Origin of the sequence: Lactobacillus juensis (assembly GCF_036246285.1) — a bacterium.
In the GTDB taxonomy this organism is placed as follows: Bacteria; Bacillota; Bacilli; order Lactobacillales; family Lactobacillaceae; genus Lactobacillus; species Lactobacillus juensis.
The window spans coordinates 123,094-139,743 of sequence record NZ_BTTS01000002.1 but is presented as its reverse complement, the minus strand read 5'-3'; the positions used below and the strand labels follow the sequence as shown (position 1 = coordinate 139,743).

Below are 16,650 nucleotides of genomic sequence, written 5' to 3'. Positions count from 1 at the left end.
GGCTTTTTATACGAATCCTAATGCATTAAAAAGCATATGGGATATAATTGAATAACGCAAGTCCTTGGTAGTTGTGTAAACCCAGGCTAATACGCAACCTAATGCCCAATAGACCAGTATATATTTCGTAAATCCAGGATCATGTACATATCCGAAGATAAGTCCACTGAAAAGAATGCCTAACCATTTATTTAAATTATTATTTTTATAAAAGAAAGTGTTAAAGAAATAGCCACGAAAAATAAATTCTTCAAATACTGGACCTATAAATATCACCATTACTGGAAAAAAGTTTCCTGCTTGGTGAGAAAATTGATCTAAAAGATTCTGATTAGTCGAAGTTTGCTCCGAATTAAAGCCCAGTGCCCATTGTATGGTTGCACTGACTATAATCAACATTATTACGCCTAAAAGGGAAAGTAATATTTTCTTAAATTGCCAATGTGGTCTACTATTATAATTGCGCTCGTTATTATGGCGCAACTGCAGATTATATAAATAAAGCACTATTAATAAGGCTATTAGCGTAATTATCGCAGTTAGAACTATAAAGGGAACATTTCCTAAGTGTAGTTCTTTACTTAACCTGTGGGGATAAAAATAAAATTGTTGCACAACGCTATAAATTATAAAAGAGACTACTATTGTAATTACATTCCCCAAAAAATAGAAAAATTTCTTCATTCATTCCACCCTTTTCAAACTATAAGTGAAAGCAACATTAATTAGTCCTTTGCACAAAATATTGTCTTAACCTTGAACCGATCTGATTTCGCTATTAAAGCTCAAATATTTCCCGGGAAATAACTTTATTATTCTATCATATTTTAATTTACTATGACTTTTTATTCATCTTTATTATAATAGACTTAGCTTTGAACTTAAGGTAGGATATTATGATTAGATTTTTTGAAGTATTAAACCAAAACCGTTCGTTTATAATTCTTTCACTTATTATGCTTGCAACCTTTGCAGTTTTTTTAATTTCTTGGCTAAAAGAACCCAGAAGATTGCTTAACGGCATTCTTTTTACCATTTTTTTGCTGGCATTTGGTGTTTGGCTGACTGTGATGATTCTTTCTACCAGTTTAAGACCACTCATACTGACATATGAAATTCTAATAGTGCTATTCGTTGCAACAATTACTTTGCTGGCAGCTTTTTCGTGGCTATTTTTTCTATGGAATGCCTACATCGTCTGGAAACGTGAAAGTCATACACTATCAAATTTATTAACTCTATTTATTGGTATTGGCATAATTGTTGTTTGGCTAGTTGCTCTAGTTGGACCCTTTAGAAATTTACCCTCTTGGGTTAGAATTTTATTATATGCACCAACAGCTATTTTGGATTACCTTCTCTTCGTAGCCTATAACTTTTTAGTAAACTTAACCTTTTATCAAATTGTTCCTAGACAATATAACCAGGACTATTTAATTGTTTTAGGAGCGGGATTGGCCCACGGTGAACAAGTCACCCCATTATTAGCCAGTCGTATTAATCGTGCTATCCAATATGCTCAAAAACAAGTTACCAAGGGACGGAAGATGCCCAAATTAATTATGTCTGGCGGTAAAGGTGGGGATGAAAAAGTTTCTGAGGCTCAAGCAATGACTGAATATGCAATAGCCCGTGGAATAGAACCAAAAGACATTTTATTAGAAGATAATTCCAAAAATACATACCAAAATATGAAATTTTCAGCCGAAGTAGCTGCAAAAGATTTCGGCAGTAAAAATTACAAGGCAAAATTCTTTAGTAACAATTATCATATTTTTAGAGCTTCTCTTTACGCAAAAGCAGCTGGTCTAAATGCAAATGGTGTAGGATGCTATACTCGTCTTTACTTTCTGCCTAATGCAATTGTGCGTGAATTTGCTGCAGTTTTACTACTTAAAAAGAAACGGCATCTAGTCGCCATATTTTTAATCATTCTTTTCTTTGTTATTTATGCTCTATTTGATTTTACTGGTATCATCCACTAAATAATTCAAAGATAATAACCATCATATTTTGGCGTTACTCTTTCATAAATGTTAAACTATCTCTTATTAATTAATTATTAAAAGAAAGAGAAAAAGACATGTTACAATTAAAAGATTTACGCAAATCATACCATGTCGGTGATACGGTTACTCATGCACTTGACGATGTTTCTATATCATTTCGTAACCAAGAATTTGTTGCAATTTTAGGCCCCAGTGGTTCCGGTAAAACTACGTTATTAAATGTTGTCGGTGGACTTGATCGCTATGATAGCGGTGATCTCATTATTAATGGCAAATCTACTAAGAATTTCAAGGAAACTGACTGGGATGCATATCGAAATAATTCTGTCGGCTTTGTTTTTCAAAATTATAACTTAATCTCACACTTGTCAATTATTGCCAATGTTGAATTAGGAATGAATTTATCCGGAGTTTCTGCCTCAGAACGACGCAAAAGAGCAATGGATGCTTTAACTCAAGTCGGTTTGAAAGAACATATTTCTAAAAATCCTAACCAATTGTCCGGTGGTCAAATGCAACGTGTAGCTATTGCTCGCGCTTTAGCTAATGACCCCGATATTTTGCTTTGTGACGAACCCACTGGCGCCCTTGATACTGAAACTTCTGAGCAGATTATGAAGTTAATTAAAGAGCTGTCAAAAGACCGCTTGGTAGTTATGGTTACGCACAACCCCAAGTTAGCTCAGGAATATGCGACCAGAATAGTTAACTTTCAGGATGGAAAAATTTTAAATGATTCCAACCCTTTTATTCCCGAAGAAGAAAAAGATACTTTTAAATTAAAGCGCACAAAAATGTCATATTGGAATGCTATCAAATTAAGCTTTACCAATATTATGACTAAAAAGGGCAGAACAACTTTAACTGCTTTTGCTTCAAGTATCGGTATTATTTCTATTGCCGTCGTTTTAGCTTTATCCAATGGCTTTCAAAAACAAATTGATACGACTATGAGTAAAGCACTGGCTAAATATCCCGTGACCATCAATCAAACTGCTACTGATGCCAGCAGCGTTGCAGACCGGAACGAATCTGAAAAGAATGTTAAAAATCGGGGTTATTTAACCGTTGAAAAAGATAAGATGCAGGAATCCACTCATCAAAATAAGATTAACCAAAAATATGTTAATTATGTCAAAAAAATAAATCCCAATTATGCTAACAATATTTCCTATCAGCGTGGAATTAACCTGAATTTGCTCACTCGCAGCAAAAATAAAATTAAACGTGTCCAATTTTCTCCTATTTCAGCTAATTCAGATAGCTCTCAAGCAGCTGCACAAATGCGAATGCAAGCAATTAGTGCCACTGGCTTAGGCTCATCAGTGTTTCCTACTACACTTAATTCCAGTAAAAGCAATTTTCTTAAAGAAAATTATCAACTTTTGTCTGGTGCATGGCCGCATAAGGCTACAGATTTGGTTTTAGTAACAGATAACGAAAACAAATTAAACATTAATATTATTAAAAACTTAGGTTTGAAGGCTAAGGCCGGTGAGAAGTTAAATTATCAAAAATTTGTTGGGAAGAAATTTAAAGTTGTCGACAACGATGACTATTACCAAAAATTGCCAACAGGGATGTTTATTCCTCAAAAAATAAGTAATTCTATGTATGACAACAGCAAAACCCAAATGCAAATTGTAGGTGTCATTAGACCAAAAGATGAGAATTCTATGGCACTCCTGTCTTCAGGAATTGCTTATAGCGATCAGCTAACTCAAAACATTATCAAGAAGAATAAAAAATCAGAAATAGTACTAGCCCAAAAGAAGGCAAAACAAAATGTAATGACCGGACAAGATATGAATGCCCGAGAAAAGAAACAGATGCTGCAGTCAATTGGTGGTTCAACCATTCCAACGAGTATTATGATTTATCCCAACGATTTTGATGCTAAAGATAAAGTGCTTGATTATTTAGATAAATGGAATCGTGGTAAAAAAAGGAAGAATAAAATCATTTATACTGATATGTCGAGTGCCGTTACTTCAATGACTGGTGGCTTACTTAACGGCATTACCACCGTATTGGTTGCATTTGCTGCTATTTCGTTAGTAACTTCAATGATCATGATCGGCATTTTAACTTATACTTCTGTTCTTGAAAGAACGAAAGAAATTGGTATTTTAAAGGCTTTGGGAGCTCGTAAGAAAGATATTACTCGGGTTTTTGATGCTGAAACATTCATTCTGGGCGTCTTTTCTGGAATTTTGGGAGTAGTTGTTGCCTGGCTGCTAGTCTTCCCTATTAACAGTCTTTTATACTCCATCACAGATTTAGCTAACGTTGCCCAGCTTAATCCAGTACATGCTTTGATATTAGTCATTATTTCAACTGTTTTGACAATGGTTGGTGGACACCTGCCGGCACGTATGGCTGCTAAAAAAGATGCGGCAATAGCATTAAGAAGCGAATAAAACAAATTTAAAAAGTCCAATTAATGTTACATGTGAAACAAACATTAGTTGAACTTTTTTATTTACCAAAAAGAGTGCCTGCTATTATTGCCAAGTTTATTGACAAATTGGCATATACCAATTTATAATTGAGGTAACAACTATGGAGGGGCAAATAAGATGAAAGTTATTATCTCAAGTGACAAGACTAACGGCAGTAAAAAAGGTTTTGAAATATTTAAGAACAGTATTGAAAGTGGCAGTAAAGTTATTGGTTTAGCAACTGGTTCCACTCCTGTAAATCTTTATCAAGAGTGGGCTGAGAGTAATCTAGATAACAGCAATTTAATTAGTATTAACCTTGATGAATATGTAGGTTTGACTCCTGATAATGATCAAAGCTATCACTATTTTATGCAAAAGAATCTGTTTGCTAAAAAGCCTTTCAAGCATTCATATATTCCTGATGGTATTAGAGCTATCAAAGATCCAGAAGGAACTTCTGCTGGCTATAATAAAATTATCGCTGAAAATCCGATTGACATTCAATTACTAGGATTAGGTCAAAATGGCCACATCGCTTTTAACGAACCAGGTACATCATTTGATTCTGTTACACACGAAGTGCAATTAACAGAGAATACTATCAAAGCCAATTCTCGTTTCTTCAATAATATTGACGAAGTACCTAAATCAGCAATTTGCATGGGAATTGCAAATATAATGTCCGCTAAAGAAATTGTGATTATGGCCTTTGGTGATAATAAAGCTGAAGCTGTTCAAAAGATGGTTGAAGGTCCAGTAACTGAGGAAGTCCCAGCTTCAATTTTGCAAAAGCATGAAAATGTAACTTTGATTGTTGATCAAGCTGCAGCAAATAAATTAAGTGCAAAATATTCTAACTAATTAATTTAAATGATATACAAAAAGGCGATGCGTAAATGCATCGCCTTTTTGTGTGCTATTTTACAAACTATTATTGTATACATACGGTGCATATTATTAGTCTGTTAAAATAATCAGTATTATTATTAAGATGAACCATGAGAGGATGGTGATAAGTTGAAAAGGAGTAAAAAATGGCTATTGGTATTATGTATGTCGTTACTACTACCTGTGCCTTGTTACTTAATATGGGAAACCAGTAGTTTCTGGCAAAAATATTTAAAGATTAAATTACCGCATTTAGGTTCTCTTAATCCTATATTTGCCTGGTATTTAATTGGTATCAGTATAATTGTTTTTATAATACTAATTGTTAGTTTAATTGTCATCCTATTCTGGCCAGTCCAGAGAAACTTTAATTTAATTCATAAACGTGATGGTCAAGTTAAGGTTACTACAAAAGCCATTAATAGCTATGTAATGAATTCACTTGCTGACTTGCCTTATTTAAATAATGCAAAAGTTAGTTCCAAACTTACGAAACACCGGATTAAAATTAAAATTGGCGGTGACTTGGGTCCAGGTGAAAACATTGCCGCCCTACTTGACGATTATCTTGAAGAATTAAAAAAGAGCCTGAAGCAATTGCTAGGAATTGAGCAAAAACCAAAAATTAAAATCAAGTTTATCAATTATCACAAGGGTGATAAACCTGAAAAGCGCGTTCAATAAAGGAGGTTAAGATGAAAGAAGAATACAAAAAATACCTCCCAGAAATAAGCGGTGCTGTAATTGGTGTTTTACTAGCATTATGCTTTTTGGTACTGGGATTTTTCAAAACTATTTTTGTCATCGTGATGTTAGTCTGCGGCTTTTTGGTTGGACATTACTGGCCAGTGTTCAAAAAAATGCTGCAAAATAAATAATTTATATAAGGAGTATATGCAATATGGTACAATCAAGTTCAAATCAAGGTAGTTCAAAACCAGAAGTTAAAGGTGACTTAAAATACGATTCAAAAGTAATTCAAAAAATCGTGGGTATTGCTTTATCAGATATTAAAGGTTTACTAACTGTTAACGGTGGCTTTTTCTCAAATATTGCCGATAAAATTGTTAACAGTGATGATGTTACTTCAGGCGTAAATGTTGAAGTTGGTAAAAAACAAGTAGCTGTTGACATTGAAATTGTTGCAGAATATGGCGTTGATATTACCAAGTTATACGATCAAATTAAGCAAAAGATCCAAGAAAAAGTCAAAGAAATGACCGGTCTTGATACAGTTGAAGTCAACGTTACTGTAGTTGACATTAAAACTAAAGAGCAACACGAAAAAGATTCTGTCAGCTTGCAAGACCGTATTACCGGGGCTGCTCAAGATACTAAGGATAAAATTACCGATCAAAAAGATAAGGTTCAAGATAAAGCCGAAGAAAAGAAAAAGGAAACTAAAGAATCTAGAGTTAAATAATAAACATAATTTCAATCTGCAAACACAAAATTTATAAAGTACGTGTCTGAGAACAAATAAACTATGAATTTACGAAAAAAAGAAGGTAAAGCATAATTTTGGTGTTAACCCTAAAATTAGGACACTTTATTAGTTGTTAACTTCGGATAGCATTCAAACCGTATAGAGAAAAATTAGGGATAACTCAGATAACTTAATCAAATTCTTGTGCAAGATTAGTTTAATCATGCTAAAATATATCTATAGAGCAAAAGAAGCCTTGTAAAAACAAGACTTCTTCTCTGAATTTCAAGCAGCCGCTTTAAAGGCGGTTGACTCAATTACGTTTTTAATCAAAAAGACCAATCCCATAACTGGCCAAAGTTATTGTTGGGACGGTCTTTTTGTTTACCTGTGCTTGTCGATATAGGTCAACAAGACAATAATAAACGAGGCAAAGGCCAGCGCTAATTCTAGCGCATGGAATACGCTCACTTGCTGAACACCTTTCTAAAAGATTTCGTGCCATAAGCACCCTCTCCTTTCAAGTGAAACAGCCAACCGCCCTCAAAACAATTTGCTATCAATTCAAATTTAATTATAGCAAAGATTGCCTTATTCCTAAGCAACAGTAATCGTTTAATTTAAAAGACTAGACCACTTTTGATGTTAACCCTAAATTAGGACACTTTATTAGTTGTTAGCGAAGGACTAATCTCCGATATTCAATCGGAGTTAGTACTTTTAGTTTGATTTCAATTTTATCTTGTTTAGATAATTTAGTCATAAAAATAACCTCCAAATTTGTCCTAAATTTGGGGATCATTTCATAACTTTACTGCCTTTTATAAATTAATGAAATTAACCGTAATATTGATCATGGTCTAAAGCAGTTTCATCGAAATTAACTATCACAAATTCATAGTTTGAAAAACACTCCATCCAGTTGTTATAATAGTCGTTCTCTTTTTTTAGCGACTTACTGTTTTCTTCTCCTTCTATTATAAAAGGCTTTGAACGTATATTAAAATTTGCATGTATTGCACCTAGCAAGTTCAATAAACACAAGAAATCTTTTGCTGAAGCCACACTTACATGAAAAGATTTAAACGAACTATTGTTTTTGCCAAGATAACTTTTTGCTCTATTATACTCAGCAGCAGATTCTGCCCTATAATTTTCAACGCTATTTACATTCTCTTCAATAATAGCTGTCGGAGCTTGTTTTTTAAAAAGATCTAGTATCTTTCTTAATTTCGCAAATTGTTCATCATTCATTTTTATTATTCCCATTTAAAAGGCAGTGCTTGGAAATATTATATCTCCTAAGAAACAATCAATTTTACAGCTTATTTCTGCAGAATCTTAGGTAATAGCTACATTTGCATTTAAGAGTATCTGCATAAAACACTATGCTCATAATCTAAAAGACTAGAGTTTCACAGCTTATTTAATTGGTTGATAAAAGAAGTATTATTCTATCATCCCAATTCGATTACTTGATCAAACTGCTTTTTAATTTCAGGTCGCAAGTGATGGGAAATATAGATTAACGTTATGTTGTCCAAATCAAGCAGACTCTGTTCAATTTTCTGGCCATCTTTTTCATCAATTGCGGAAGTAATTTCATCGGCCAATATAACCTGCGGGTTACCCAGCAATTGCCGTGCCAGTGCAATTCGTTGCTTTTGTCCACCCGAAATGTTGTTACCGGCGTGTTTTAAAACAGTGTCAAGCCCGCTAGCGCTGTTAGCGACAAATTTTCCCAAACCTGCACGTTTAATCGCAGTCTTCAGCTCTTCTTCAGTTGTCTCCCGATCTAAAGTGATGTTATAGCGTAGGCTGCCGTCAAAAATATAGGCAGACTGGTCAATGTAAGCAATCTGCTTGTGCAGTGAACTTAAATTAAGTTCGCTATATTCATCATTATCCCAAGTAAGTGAACCTTGGTAACCTGTTAACAAGCCACCGATTAATTTTACCAGAGTTGACTTACCGCAGCCTGACGGACCAACAATGGCCACGCGTTCGCCTCGTTTAATGCTGCCGACAACATTCGTTAAAATAGGTCTGTCATTATTGGGATAGCAGAACGAAAGGTCACTAAATGCAATTTGCTGGGTCAAAGGAGCAACATTCTTATCCCCTGTTTTTTCCTGCGTATTAGCTAGTTTATTGTACTTGTCAAAAATAGGTTGAACTGCCCGAATTGAAGTTAGATCAATACTGATTTCTGTCAAGCTGCCAAAAACATTCCCGGACATTGAACCAACAATTAAAATAGCTCCAATTGGAATCTGATTGTGAAAGGCCAGGTATCCGGATTCAACAGTTAAAATAGTTTGAGCAGATACACTAATCAGGTTAATCAGTGCATTAGAAAAGGACATTTCCGTAATGTAATTAACTCGAGCCTGTCCAGTCTTATCTGATGCCGCAAGAACTATTTTATTGAGCAATTTTTGCTGACCAAGCGTGAGCAGGTTGACAAAGCCCTCAAGAACGTCGGTTATTTTTGACGTTAATACCTCATTTTGCCTGCTTTGTTTTTGCGATAACTCCTCCAACTTTTTCTTAAAAAGACGGGGAAATAAAATCATAATAACAGCAAAAACCAAAGTAGTTACAAATAAGAGTGGATGGTAAGAAAACAGGATGACACTGGCAATAATGCCTAAGAGTGCATTGCTAAATGTTTGCTCTAAACTGAAAAAGCCATCCTGATTAATTTGGTTAATATCGTTAGTAAACCAGGAAACATAGTCAGCTTCCGTGTGCTTATTAAAGCCTTCATATTCTTGACGACCAATTACATGGGCTAATGCGCTCCTAATAGAATTATCGACAGTCCTGATAATTACAGCGGAATATCGTGAACTACAAAAAAAGAAAATTAGGAAAAAGCCCCAGCTAAGCAAGTTTAAACCTGTATCAATCATAAAGCCGTTTAAGTTATGCTGAGTCAAAGCAGTAAGTGCATTACCTTTAAAAATGCTGGCAGCAGTTTGTGCCAAATTTCGGCCAAAATAGAAAATAGCCAGAATCACATACATGTCTGAATTACGTTTAATGTAGGTCCAAAGCGAAAATTTTGTTATAGTATCGTCCATGATTTACTTCCTGTCAAAACATCTATTTTTAGAGCTAATACTAAAATGACATATCTTCCTGAGAGAAACAGTTTGCAAAGAACATTAATCTTTGACCTATTTCAATGCTGCAGGTCCTTAAATAATTTAATTATTGTGGGCTTTAGTATTCCTTCTAAAATCCCCTAGGTACCAATTACGGCATGAAACATACTAATTTGCCCTTTTTATTTGAAGTATTTTCTACTACCTTTATAATTTATTTATCATTTTATGGCTTTTATAATATAAAAGCAATCTATTTTTAATTTTTATATTTAGAATTATTTCTTCACAACAGTATATAAATAGTGCAACTGCTTTCAGCTTCGCTTGTTTTAACGATAAAAACTAAATGCAAGCTGTACAGCTTGATATCAAGTAAATATTTCCATTATGCTTCAACACTATTGTAAGTTAATAACTATTAGTTTAATTTTGAGGATTTATTTGTTGCTTTTTATTTTAGTTTCACGTGTAACACAGTTTAAAATCATAAGTTCAAATTTTCAATTTTGACAATAACTACAACTTTTTACTTCTGTATTATACAAAATCACTTGACTTTTTGATTAAAATTTTAATTTACTTTTTGCTTGTATACCACTATATCTCGTATTAAACTAAATAAGAATCTATATATTGTATTTATGAAAGAACGTGATCCAAGTTATTGTTTTAAGTGGGCCAATTGGAGCCGGTAAATCCAGTTTAACTAGTATTTTAGCTGAGCACTTAGGTACACAAGCCTTTTACGAGGGAGTTGATAATAATCCTGTTCTTCCTTTATATTACCAAGACATGAAACGCTATACTTTTTTGCTCAACATCTACTTGCTTAACCATCGTTTAGCACAAATCAACCAGGCAATCCGAGAGAAAAACAGTGTTTCAGACCGTTCGATTTATGAAGACGCACTCTTTTTCAAAATGAACGCGGATAGTAAAGTGGCTGATCCAACTGAGTTTAAGATATATGATAGTCTACTCGAAAATATGATGGAAGACACACCGGGCAATCCTAGCAAAAAACCCGATTTGCTAATCTACATTCATGTTTCCCTTGATACAATGCTTAAACGCATTAAAAAGCGGGGTCGTTCATTTGAGCAAATTAGTACAGATCCCAGTTTAAAAGATTACTATGCCAGGCTAATTAAGTATTACGAGCCTTGGTACGAAAAATATGATGCATCTCCCAAGATTAAAATTGATGGCGATAAATACGATTTTATCTGCGATGAAGATGCCAAAAAAGAAGTTTTACGTCAGATTGATGACAAATTGCATGCAATAGGCAATTTAGAATAGAGAAGGAACGTGATGACAGTTATTGTTTTAAGCGGGCCAATTGGAGCCGGTAAATCCAGTTTAACCAGTATTTTAGCTAAGTATTTAGGAACTAAACCTTTTTATGAGAGTGTCGATAACAATCCTGTATTGCCACTTTTTTATGCTGATCCTAAAAAATATGCATTTTTACTCCAAGTGTTTTTCCTAAACACTCGTTTTCGTAGTATCAAGGATGCATTAACCGATGATAATAACGTTCTTGATCGTTCAATTTATGAAGATGCCCTTTTCTTCCAAATGAATGCAGACATTGGTCGGGCTACCAAAGAAGAAGTGGATACATATTATGAACTGCTCAATAATATGATGGGTGAGCTTAAGCACATGCCCAAGAAAAATCCTGATCTTCTGGTTCATATTAAAGTTTCATATGACACTATGATTAAAAGGATTCAAAAACGAGGACGTCCTTATGAGCAGCTGAGCTACGACGCAACGCTGGAAGATTACTATAAGAGACTTTTGCGTTACTACAAGCCGTGGTACGAAAAATACGATTATTCTCCTAAAATGGAAATAGATGGTGACAAATTAGACTTCATGACTGATGACCATGCCAGAGAAGTTGTACTAGATCAAATCGTCGCCAAATTAAAAGAAATGGGTAAATTACCTAAATCTTGGGACAAGTCTACAGCTATTCAAATTGAGCAACAATAAATCCATTATTTTAAAGAGCCATTAGCTAGAGCTAGTGGCCCTTTTCATATCTTGTTTAAATATCATATAGTTTTTAACATGTTCATTAACCTAACTATCAGCAAGTTACAAATTTCCATATTAATTAGATAAAATTTCGTAAACTATGTTATGATTAAAACATATATTTTTTCACATATTTTTTTAATCAATTTATATAATTTAGCTGGTATTAAAAGAGTTGCCCTATTAGCCTCTCTAATCAAATTAATTTCAGTAAAAAGGAGAAAAAATGAACTATATCCTTTCAATTATGCCCTCTTTAATTTCAGGTGCAAAGATGACATTAATTTTATTCTTTTGGACTTTAATTGTTTCTATTCCCTTGGGAATTATAGTCAGCCTAGGCTTACTTTCACATTTTAAGCCCTTAAGATTAATCTTAAAATTTTACATTTGGATTATGCGAGGTACTCCTCTTCTGCTGCAATTAATTTTTATTTTCTATGGTTTGCCTATAGTCGGCATCATTTTTGAACGCTATGATGCAGCACTTTTCGCTTTTATTTTAAACTACACAGCTTATTTTGCCGAGATATTCCGCGGTGGCTTTCAATCAATCCCTGTAGGGCAATATGAAAGTGCTCGCGTTTTAAGACTAAATTACTGGCAAACATTGAGCCATATTATTATTCCTCAGGTCAGCAAAATAGTTATACCTTCAATTGGCAATGAAGTGATCAACTTAGTTAAAGATACTTCTTTAGTGTATGTCATTGGTTTGGGTGAGCTCTTACGTGCTGGCAATGTTGCTACAGCAAGAGACGTAACACTAATTCCTTTAGTGATAGTCGGTATAATTTATCTATTAATGACAGGTATCGCATCATTTTTGCTGAAAAAAATTGAACACAATTTTGCAAAGTGGAAGTAAATTAGGGGAAATAATACTATGCTAGAACTTAAAAACATTACCAAAAAATTTGGCTCTCATACGATTTTAAACAAGTTAAATTTAACTATTCCTGACAGACAAATTTTAGCCATTGTAGGACCATCTGGAGCAGGCAAAACTACTTTGCTGCGCTGCTTAAGTGGTTTAGAAAAAATTGATTCCGGTGATTTTTTGTGGGATGGGCAAAAGTTTGACCCAGCCGCTCCTGATAGCAAAAGTCATATTATCGGAGTAGTTTTTCAAAGCTATGAGCTTTTCCCCAATTTAACTGTAATCGAAAACATTACCTTGGCACCAACACTAGTTTTAAAAGAAAGTACAGATCAAGCACAAGCCCGTGCGCAAAAATTGCTTGAACAACTAGATTTAACTGGTAAAGAACAGCTCTATCCCTATCAGCTTTCTGGAGGACAGCAACAAAGAGTAGCTATTGTACGTGCGCTAGCAATGGAACCCCATATTCTATGTTATGACGAACCCACTTCTGCTTTAGATCCTGCTTTAAGAACAAAAGTCGGAGAAATAATTTTACAACTTAAAAATAATAACAACATGACGCAAATTATCGTCACTCATGACATGGAATTTGCCAGCCAAGTGGCCGATCAGGTATTCAAAGTAAAAGCATTAGATGATAAGAAGGTAATATAAGTGAAAACCAAGCGCCTCTTAACCCTCATAATAACGCTCATCTGTACTTTATTTATTTCTGCCTGTAGTGGCGTATCAGTTAATAGAAAAGCTAATGCAGTTGACAACTGGTCTCATATCAAGCAACGTGGCTATGTTACAGTTGGCGTTGATGATACTTTTGTGCCCATGGACTTTAGACAAAAAAATGGTCAGTTAATTGGTTACGACGTTGACCTTGCAAATGCTGTATTTAAACAATATGGTATCAATGTTAGTTTTCAAACAATTGATTGGTCCATGAATACTACTGAATTAAAAAACGGCACAATTGATCTTATATGGAATGGTTTTAGCAAAAATCCCGAACGTGAAGCTAAAGTCAGTTTTAGTAAAACTTACTTATATACTTCTCAGGTACTAGTAAGTCTTAAAAAGAATAAAATTAATACTATTGCCGCAATGAAAAATAAGACTTTGGGTGTTCAAACTGGCTCTTCCGGCTATAATGACGTAATGAAATATCCGAAAGTTTTTAAAAATCATATTAAAAATCAGGATCCTATCCTTTATGATTCCTTCACTAATGCATTTATAGATCTAAATGCAGGTCGCATCCAAGGCTTGCTGATAGACAGCACCTATGCAAATTATTACATTTCGCGGCAAAAACACCCAGAAAACTTTACTGAAATCGAAAGTCCTTTTCCAAAAGAAGAATTTGGCGTAGGTATGAGAAAAAGCGACTTAACAATGCATAAGAAGATTAATTATGCACTAGAAAAATTAGCACAAAACGGTACTTTAACAAAGATTAATCACAAATGGTTTGGCAACAAAGCTGAATCTCCTTTACTTGAAACGAAAAAAGATTAGTTTAAATTATCAAGTATTGCAGCTATTCCATCATGGTTGTTATCTAAAGTAGTTCTAAATTTCTTTTTCAAGTCTTGTGGTGCATTTCCCATTATTACAGGATGACCTACTGATTGAAGCATTTTCTCATCATTATAATTATCTCCAAAAGCCCAGCACCTTTTTAGTTCTATACCAAAAGCCTGGGCTATTACTTTTGCTCCTTGACCTTTAGAAACTCGTTTAACAACTATCTCCAATAGATTCGCGGCAGATTTCACTATATAGAGTTCTGGATAGAGCCGCCTTAATTCTTTTTGAGTAGCATCTAACAGGTCTGGTGTCCCCATGAGTAAAATTTTATGTACATTTTTGAGTTGCTCTATTTCAGTAATTGAACTAGGTTGCGCTTTAAATTTAACAATTTTCTCTTCATTTTCAACCAAACCATTATTATTACCTGGGAAATAATACCAGTTGTCGTCACTATAGACATTCCACACTACCCCATTATTCTGACGTTCAATATAAGAACATATTTTGGCAGCTTTTGAAGCAGACATAAAATGCGAATCAAGTATATGACCCATTTCATCTAAAACCAAAGCACCATTATAGGCTACCATTGGACATGATTTGGTAATTTCTCCCACAACAGACATAATTGCTTTAGGCATACGTGCAGAAACTGGTACAAACACATTGCCTTTAATAATTTGTTTACGAATGGCAAGTTTAGTCTTCGGTGTAACTTCTTGCTTTGAGTTAATTAATGTGCCATCTATATCCGAAAAAATTAGTATTCCCATTTTTTCTCCTAACAGTATGTGTAATCTACTACTGACCTATGTTTATTTTACCGATCAAACTATTAGTTGGTCAATTCTTAGCCAAATGTACTTAGTTAAAAACTATAGCTGTTTTATTGGTTTTTGCTAATATAATTCGTGTTTACATTATTTTAAATGAATGATAAACTATTATAAGCGTTAATTTTGATATAAAACGCGAACAATAATTTTAGGAGAGGTTAGATGAACTTTATAAAGAGTTATTTTCAACTCGATAAATATAAAACCAGTGTTAAAATCGAATTTCTAGCTGGATTAACCACTTTTATCAGTATGTCATACATTTTATTCGTTAATCCTAGCGTTTTGGGAGCCAGTGGCATGAATAAAGGTGCGGTTTTTACAGCAACTGCTTTAGCTAGTGCTCTGGGTACTGCAATTATGGGTATTGTTGCCAATTACCCTATTGGGGAAGCACCAGCCTTAGGAATCAATGCGTTTTTTGCTTATACAGTTTGCGTAGGCATGCATGTTTCATGGGAAACAGCCCTAGCTGCTGTTTTCGTCGCGTCGATCATCTTTATTTTAATTACTATGTTTAAGCTGCGAGAGATGATAATTAACGCCATTCCTTCCGATCTTAAATTTGCAATTTCTTCCGGAATTGGCTTGTTCATCGCTTTCTTAGGAATGCAAGATGGTGGCTTAATTGTAGCAAATAAATCAACTTTAGTTGGTTTAGGATCACTTCATGATCCAGCAGTTTGGATTACCATTTTTGGTTTAATTGTAACTGTTATTTTAATGATCTTAAACGTACCTGGTGCTATCTTTATTGGAATGGTTTTAGCGGCCATCTTTGGTGTAGTCACAGGACAAATTTCTTTGCCAACCAAAATAATATCTGTTGCACCAAGTATTGCTCCATCATTTGGTCAAGCAATTTTTCATGTTAAAGACATCAATACTTTACAAATGTGGGTTGTTGTTCTTACTTTTCTTTTAGTAACATTCTTTGATACTGCAGGTACTTTAATTGGCCTAGCCCAACAAGCTGGCTTTATGAAAAACAACAAAATGCCCCGTGTAGGTAAAGCACTGGCTTCAGATTCCACTGCCATGATGGTAGGCTCCGTTTTAGGAACTTCACCAGTTGGTGCATTTGTTGAATCTAGTGCCGGTATTGCTGTTGGCGGCAGAACAGGTTTAACAGCTGTCTTTGTAGCAATTTTCTTTTTAATATCAATGATTTTTAGTCCTTTGCTAGGCTTATTTACTACACATGTTACAGCACCAGCACTAATTATTGTTGGAGTTTTGATGGCTCAAAATACCGCTCATATTCAGTGGGATAAAATGGAAATTGCAGTTCCCGCTTTCTTAATTTTAATTGGCATGCCTTTAACTTATTCAATTTCAGACGGGTTAGCTCTAGGACTAATAACCTATCCTATATGCATGGTCGCTGCTAAGCGCATAAAAGAAGTTACACCAATGATGTGGATACTTTTCTTCGTATTCATCGTGTTCTTATGGGTGTTGAATTTTTAAACTTA

At 34.3% G+C, this 16,650-nt stretch carries 17 protein-coding genes; 12 read left to right on the top strand and 5 right to left on the bottom strand.

What is annotated here, in order from left to right; genetic code table 11:
• Window positions 1–6: 6 nt before the first annotated feature.
• Complete coding sequence (locus AAA926_RS04965; protein WP_198180667.1) at window positions 7–684, bottom strand: CPBP family intramembrane glutamic endopeptidase; 678 nt, start codon at window positions 682–684, stop codon at window positions 7–9.
• Window positions 685–893: 209 nt separating this feature from the next.
• On the opposite strand from AAA926_RS04965, the gene AAA926_RS04960 reads away from it, so the two are divergent.
• The 6 genes from AAA926_RS04960 to AAA926_RS04935 all read left to right on the top strand — a co-directional run bounded on the left by AAA926_RS04960 (window position 894) and on the right by AAA926_RS04935 (window position 6,764).
• Window positions 894–1,985 (top strand): YdcF family protein, encoded by a 1,092-nt coding sequence (locus AAA926_RS04960; RefSeq protein ID WP_370466811.1) that lies wholly within the window; start codon window positions 894–896, stop codon window positions 1,983–1,985.
• A 98-nt stretch (window positions 1,986–2,083) separates the two neighbouring features.
• Window positions 2,084–4,429 carry an ABC transporter ATP-binding protein/permease gene (locus tag AAA926_RS04955; protein WP_338207254.1) on the top strand — a complete coding sequence of 782 codons (2,346 nt, stop codon included), beginning with the start codon at window positions 2,084–2,086 and terminating at the stop codon, window positions 4,427–4,429.
• Window positions 4,430–4,588: 159 nt separating this feature from the next.
• A complete protein-coding gene (locus tag AAA926_RS04950; protein WP_198180670.1) occupies window positions 4,589–5,314 on the top strand; it encodes a glucosamine-6-phosphate deaminase in 726 nt (241 codons plus the stop codon).
• 156 nt (window positions 5,315–5,470) lie between these two features.
• Window positions 5,471–6,025, top strand: coding sequence for an alkaline shock response membrane anchor protein AmaP (amaP, locus tag AAA926_RS04945; protein ID WP_198180671.1), 555 nt, complete (start codon window positions 5,471–5,473; stop codon window positions 6,023–6,025).
• An 11-nt stretch (window positions 6,026–6,036) separates the two neighbouring features.
• Window positions 6,037–6,219, top strand: coding sequence for a DUF2273 domain-containing protein (locus AAA926_RS04940; protein ID WP_045928847.1), 183 nt, complete (start codon window positions 6,037–6,039; stop codon window positions 6,217–6,219).
• A 14-nt stretch (window positions 6,220–6,233) separates the two neighbouring features.
• Window positions 6,234–6,764 carry an Asp23/Gls24 family envelope stress response protein gene (locus tag AAA926_RS04935; RefSeq protein WP_370466810.1) on the top strand — a complete coding sequence of 177 codons (531 nt, stop codon included), beginning with the start codon at window positions 6,234–6,236 and terminating at the stop codon, window positions 6,762–6,764.
• Between the two features lie 387 nt (window positions 6,765–7,151).
• Here AAA926_RS04935 and AAA926_RS09790 read toward each other — a convergent pair whose 3' ends face one another.
• From AAA926_RS09790 to AAA926_RS04925, 3 genes are all read right to left on the bottom strand, one after another.
• Window positions 7,152–7,238 carry a putative holin-like toxin gene (locus AAA926_RS09790; RefSeq protein WP_366938454.1) on the bottom strand — a complete coding sequence of 29 codons (87 nt, stop codon included), beginning with the start codon at window positions 7,236–7,238 and terminating at the stop codon, window positions 7,152–7,154.
• A 366-nt stretch (window positions 7,239–7,604) separates the two neighbouring features.
• The gene (locus AAA926_RS04930) at window positions 7,605–8,021 is read right to left on the bottom strand and encodes a hypothetical protein (protein ID WP_338212005.1); all 417 of its coding nucleotides are present in this window, start codon (window positions 8,019–8,021) and stop codon (window positions 7,605–7,607) included.
• A 203-nt stretch (window positions 8,022–8,224) separates the two neighbouring features.
• Window positions 8,225–9,853, bottom strand: coding sequence for an ABC transporter ATP-binding protein (locus AAA926_RS04925; RefSeq protein WP_265893415.1), 1,629 nt, complete (start codon window positions 9,851–9,853; stop codon window positions 8,225–8,227).
• 678 nt (window positions 9,854–10,531) lie between these two features.
• Between AAA926_RS04925 and AAA926_RS04920 the strand changes: the two genes are divergently transcribed.
• The 5 genes from AAA926_RS04920 to AAA926_RS04900 all read left to right on the top strand — a co-directional run bounded on the left by AAA926_RS04920 (window position 10,532) and on the right by AAA926_RS04900 (window position 14,324).
• On the top strand, window positions 10,532–11,182 hold the full coding sequence (locus AAA926_RS04920) for a deoxynucleoside kinase (RefSeq protein WP_198180675.1): 651 nt from the start codon (window positions 10,532–10,534) through the stop codon (window positions 11,180–11,182).
• Window positions 11,183–11,194: 12 nt separating this feature from the next.
• Window positions 11,195–11,884: a deoxynucleoside kinase gene (locus tag AAA926_RS04915; RefSeq protein ID WP_265893414.1), complete on the top strand. Its 690-nt coding sequence runs from the start codon at window positions 11,195–11,197 to the stop codon at window positions 11,882–11,884.
• Between the two features lie 271 nt (window positions 11,885–12,155).
• Entirely contained in the window at window positions 12,156–12,797 is a 642-nt protein-coding gene (locus AAA926_RS04910; protein ID WP_045928853.1) for an amino acid ABC transporter permease, read from the top strand.
• Between the two features lie 18 nt (window positions 12,798–12,815).
• Window positions 12,816–13,469: an amino acid ABC transporter ATP-binding protein gene (locus AAA926_RS04905; protein ID WP_338212004.1), complete on the top strand. Its 654-nt coding sequence runs from the start codon at window positions 12,816–12,818 to the stop codon at window positions 13,467–13,469.
• Complete coding sequence (locus AAA926_RS04900; protein WP_265893412.1) at window positions 13,470–14,324, top strand: amino acid ABC transporter substrate-binding protein; 855 nt, start codon at window positions 13,470–13,472, stop codon at window positions 14,322–14,324.
• Here AAA926_RS04900 and AAA926_RS04895 read toward each other — a convergent pair.
• Complete coding sequence (locus AAA926_RS04895) at window positions 14,321–15,112, bottom strand: Cof-type HAD-IIB family hydrolase (RefSeq protein WP_265893411.1); 792 nt, start codon at window positions 15,110–15,112, stop codon at window positions 14,321–14,323. The two genes, AAA926_RS04900 and AAA926_RS04895, sit on opposite strands and share 4 nt — an antisense overlap.
• Window positions 15,113–15,337: 225 nt before the next feature.
• Here AAA926_RS04895 and AAA926_RS04890 point away from each other — a divergent pair, with 225 nt between their 5' ends.
• Window positions 15,338–16,645 carry an NCS2 family permease gene (locus tag AAA926_RS04890; RefSeq protein WP_265893410.1) on the top strand — a complete coding sequence of 436 codons (1,308 nt, stop codon included), beginning with the start codon at window positions 15,338–15,340 and terminating at the stop codon, window positions 16,643–16,645.
• Window positions 16,646–16,650: the final 5 nt, after the last annotated feature.

What these genes read in the sequence shown, in the direction of transcription:
- AAA926_RS04965 (WP_198180667.1), bottom strand. Translation starts at nt 684, where the DNA reads ATGAAGAAATTTTTCTATTTTTTGGGGAATGTAATTACAATAGTAGTC.
- AAA926_RS04955 (WP_338207254.1), top strand. Translation starts at nt 2,084, where the DNA reads ATGTTACAATTAAAAGATTTACGCAAATCATACCATGTCGGTGATACG.
- AAA926_RS04950 (WP_198180670.1), top strand. Translation starts at nt 4,589, where the DNA reads ATGAAAGTTATTATCTCAAGTGACAAGACTAACGGCAGTAAAAAAGGT.
- AAA926_RS04940 (WP_045928847.1), top strand. Translation starts at nt 6,037, where the DNA reads ATGAAAGAAGAATACAAAAAATACCTCCCAGAAATAAGCGGTGCTGTA.
- AAA926_RS04930 (WP_338212005.1), bottom strand. Translation starts at nt 8,021, where the DNA reads ATGAATGATGAACAATTTGCGAAATTAAGAAAGATACTAGATCTTTTT.
- AAA926_RS04925 (WP_265893415.1), bottom strand. Translation starts at nt 9,853, where the DNA reads ATGGACGATACTATAACAAAATTTTCGCTTTGGACCTACATTAAACGT.
- AAA926_RS04915 (WP_265893414.1), top strand. Translation starts at nt 11,195, where the DNA reads ATGACAGTTATTGTTTTAAGCGGGCCAATTGGAGCCGGTAAATCCAGT.
- AAA926_RS04910 (WP_045928853.1), top strand. Translation starts at nt 12,156, where the DNA reads ATGAACTATATCCTTTCAATTATGCCCTCTTTAATTTCAGGTGCAAAG.
- AAA926_RS04905 (WP_338212004.1), top strand. Translation starts at nt 12,816, where the DNA reads ATGCTAGAACTTAAAAACATTACCAAAAAATTTGGCTCTCATACGATT.
- AAA926_RS04895 (WP_265893411.1), bottom strand. Translation starts at nt 15,112, where the DNA reads ATGGGAATACTAATTTTTTCGGATATAGATGGCACATTAATTAACTCA.
- AAA926_RS04890 (WP_265893410.1), top strand. Translation starts at nt 15,338, where the DNA reads ATGAACTTTATAAAGAGTTATTTTCAACTCGATAAATATAAAACCAGT.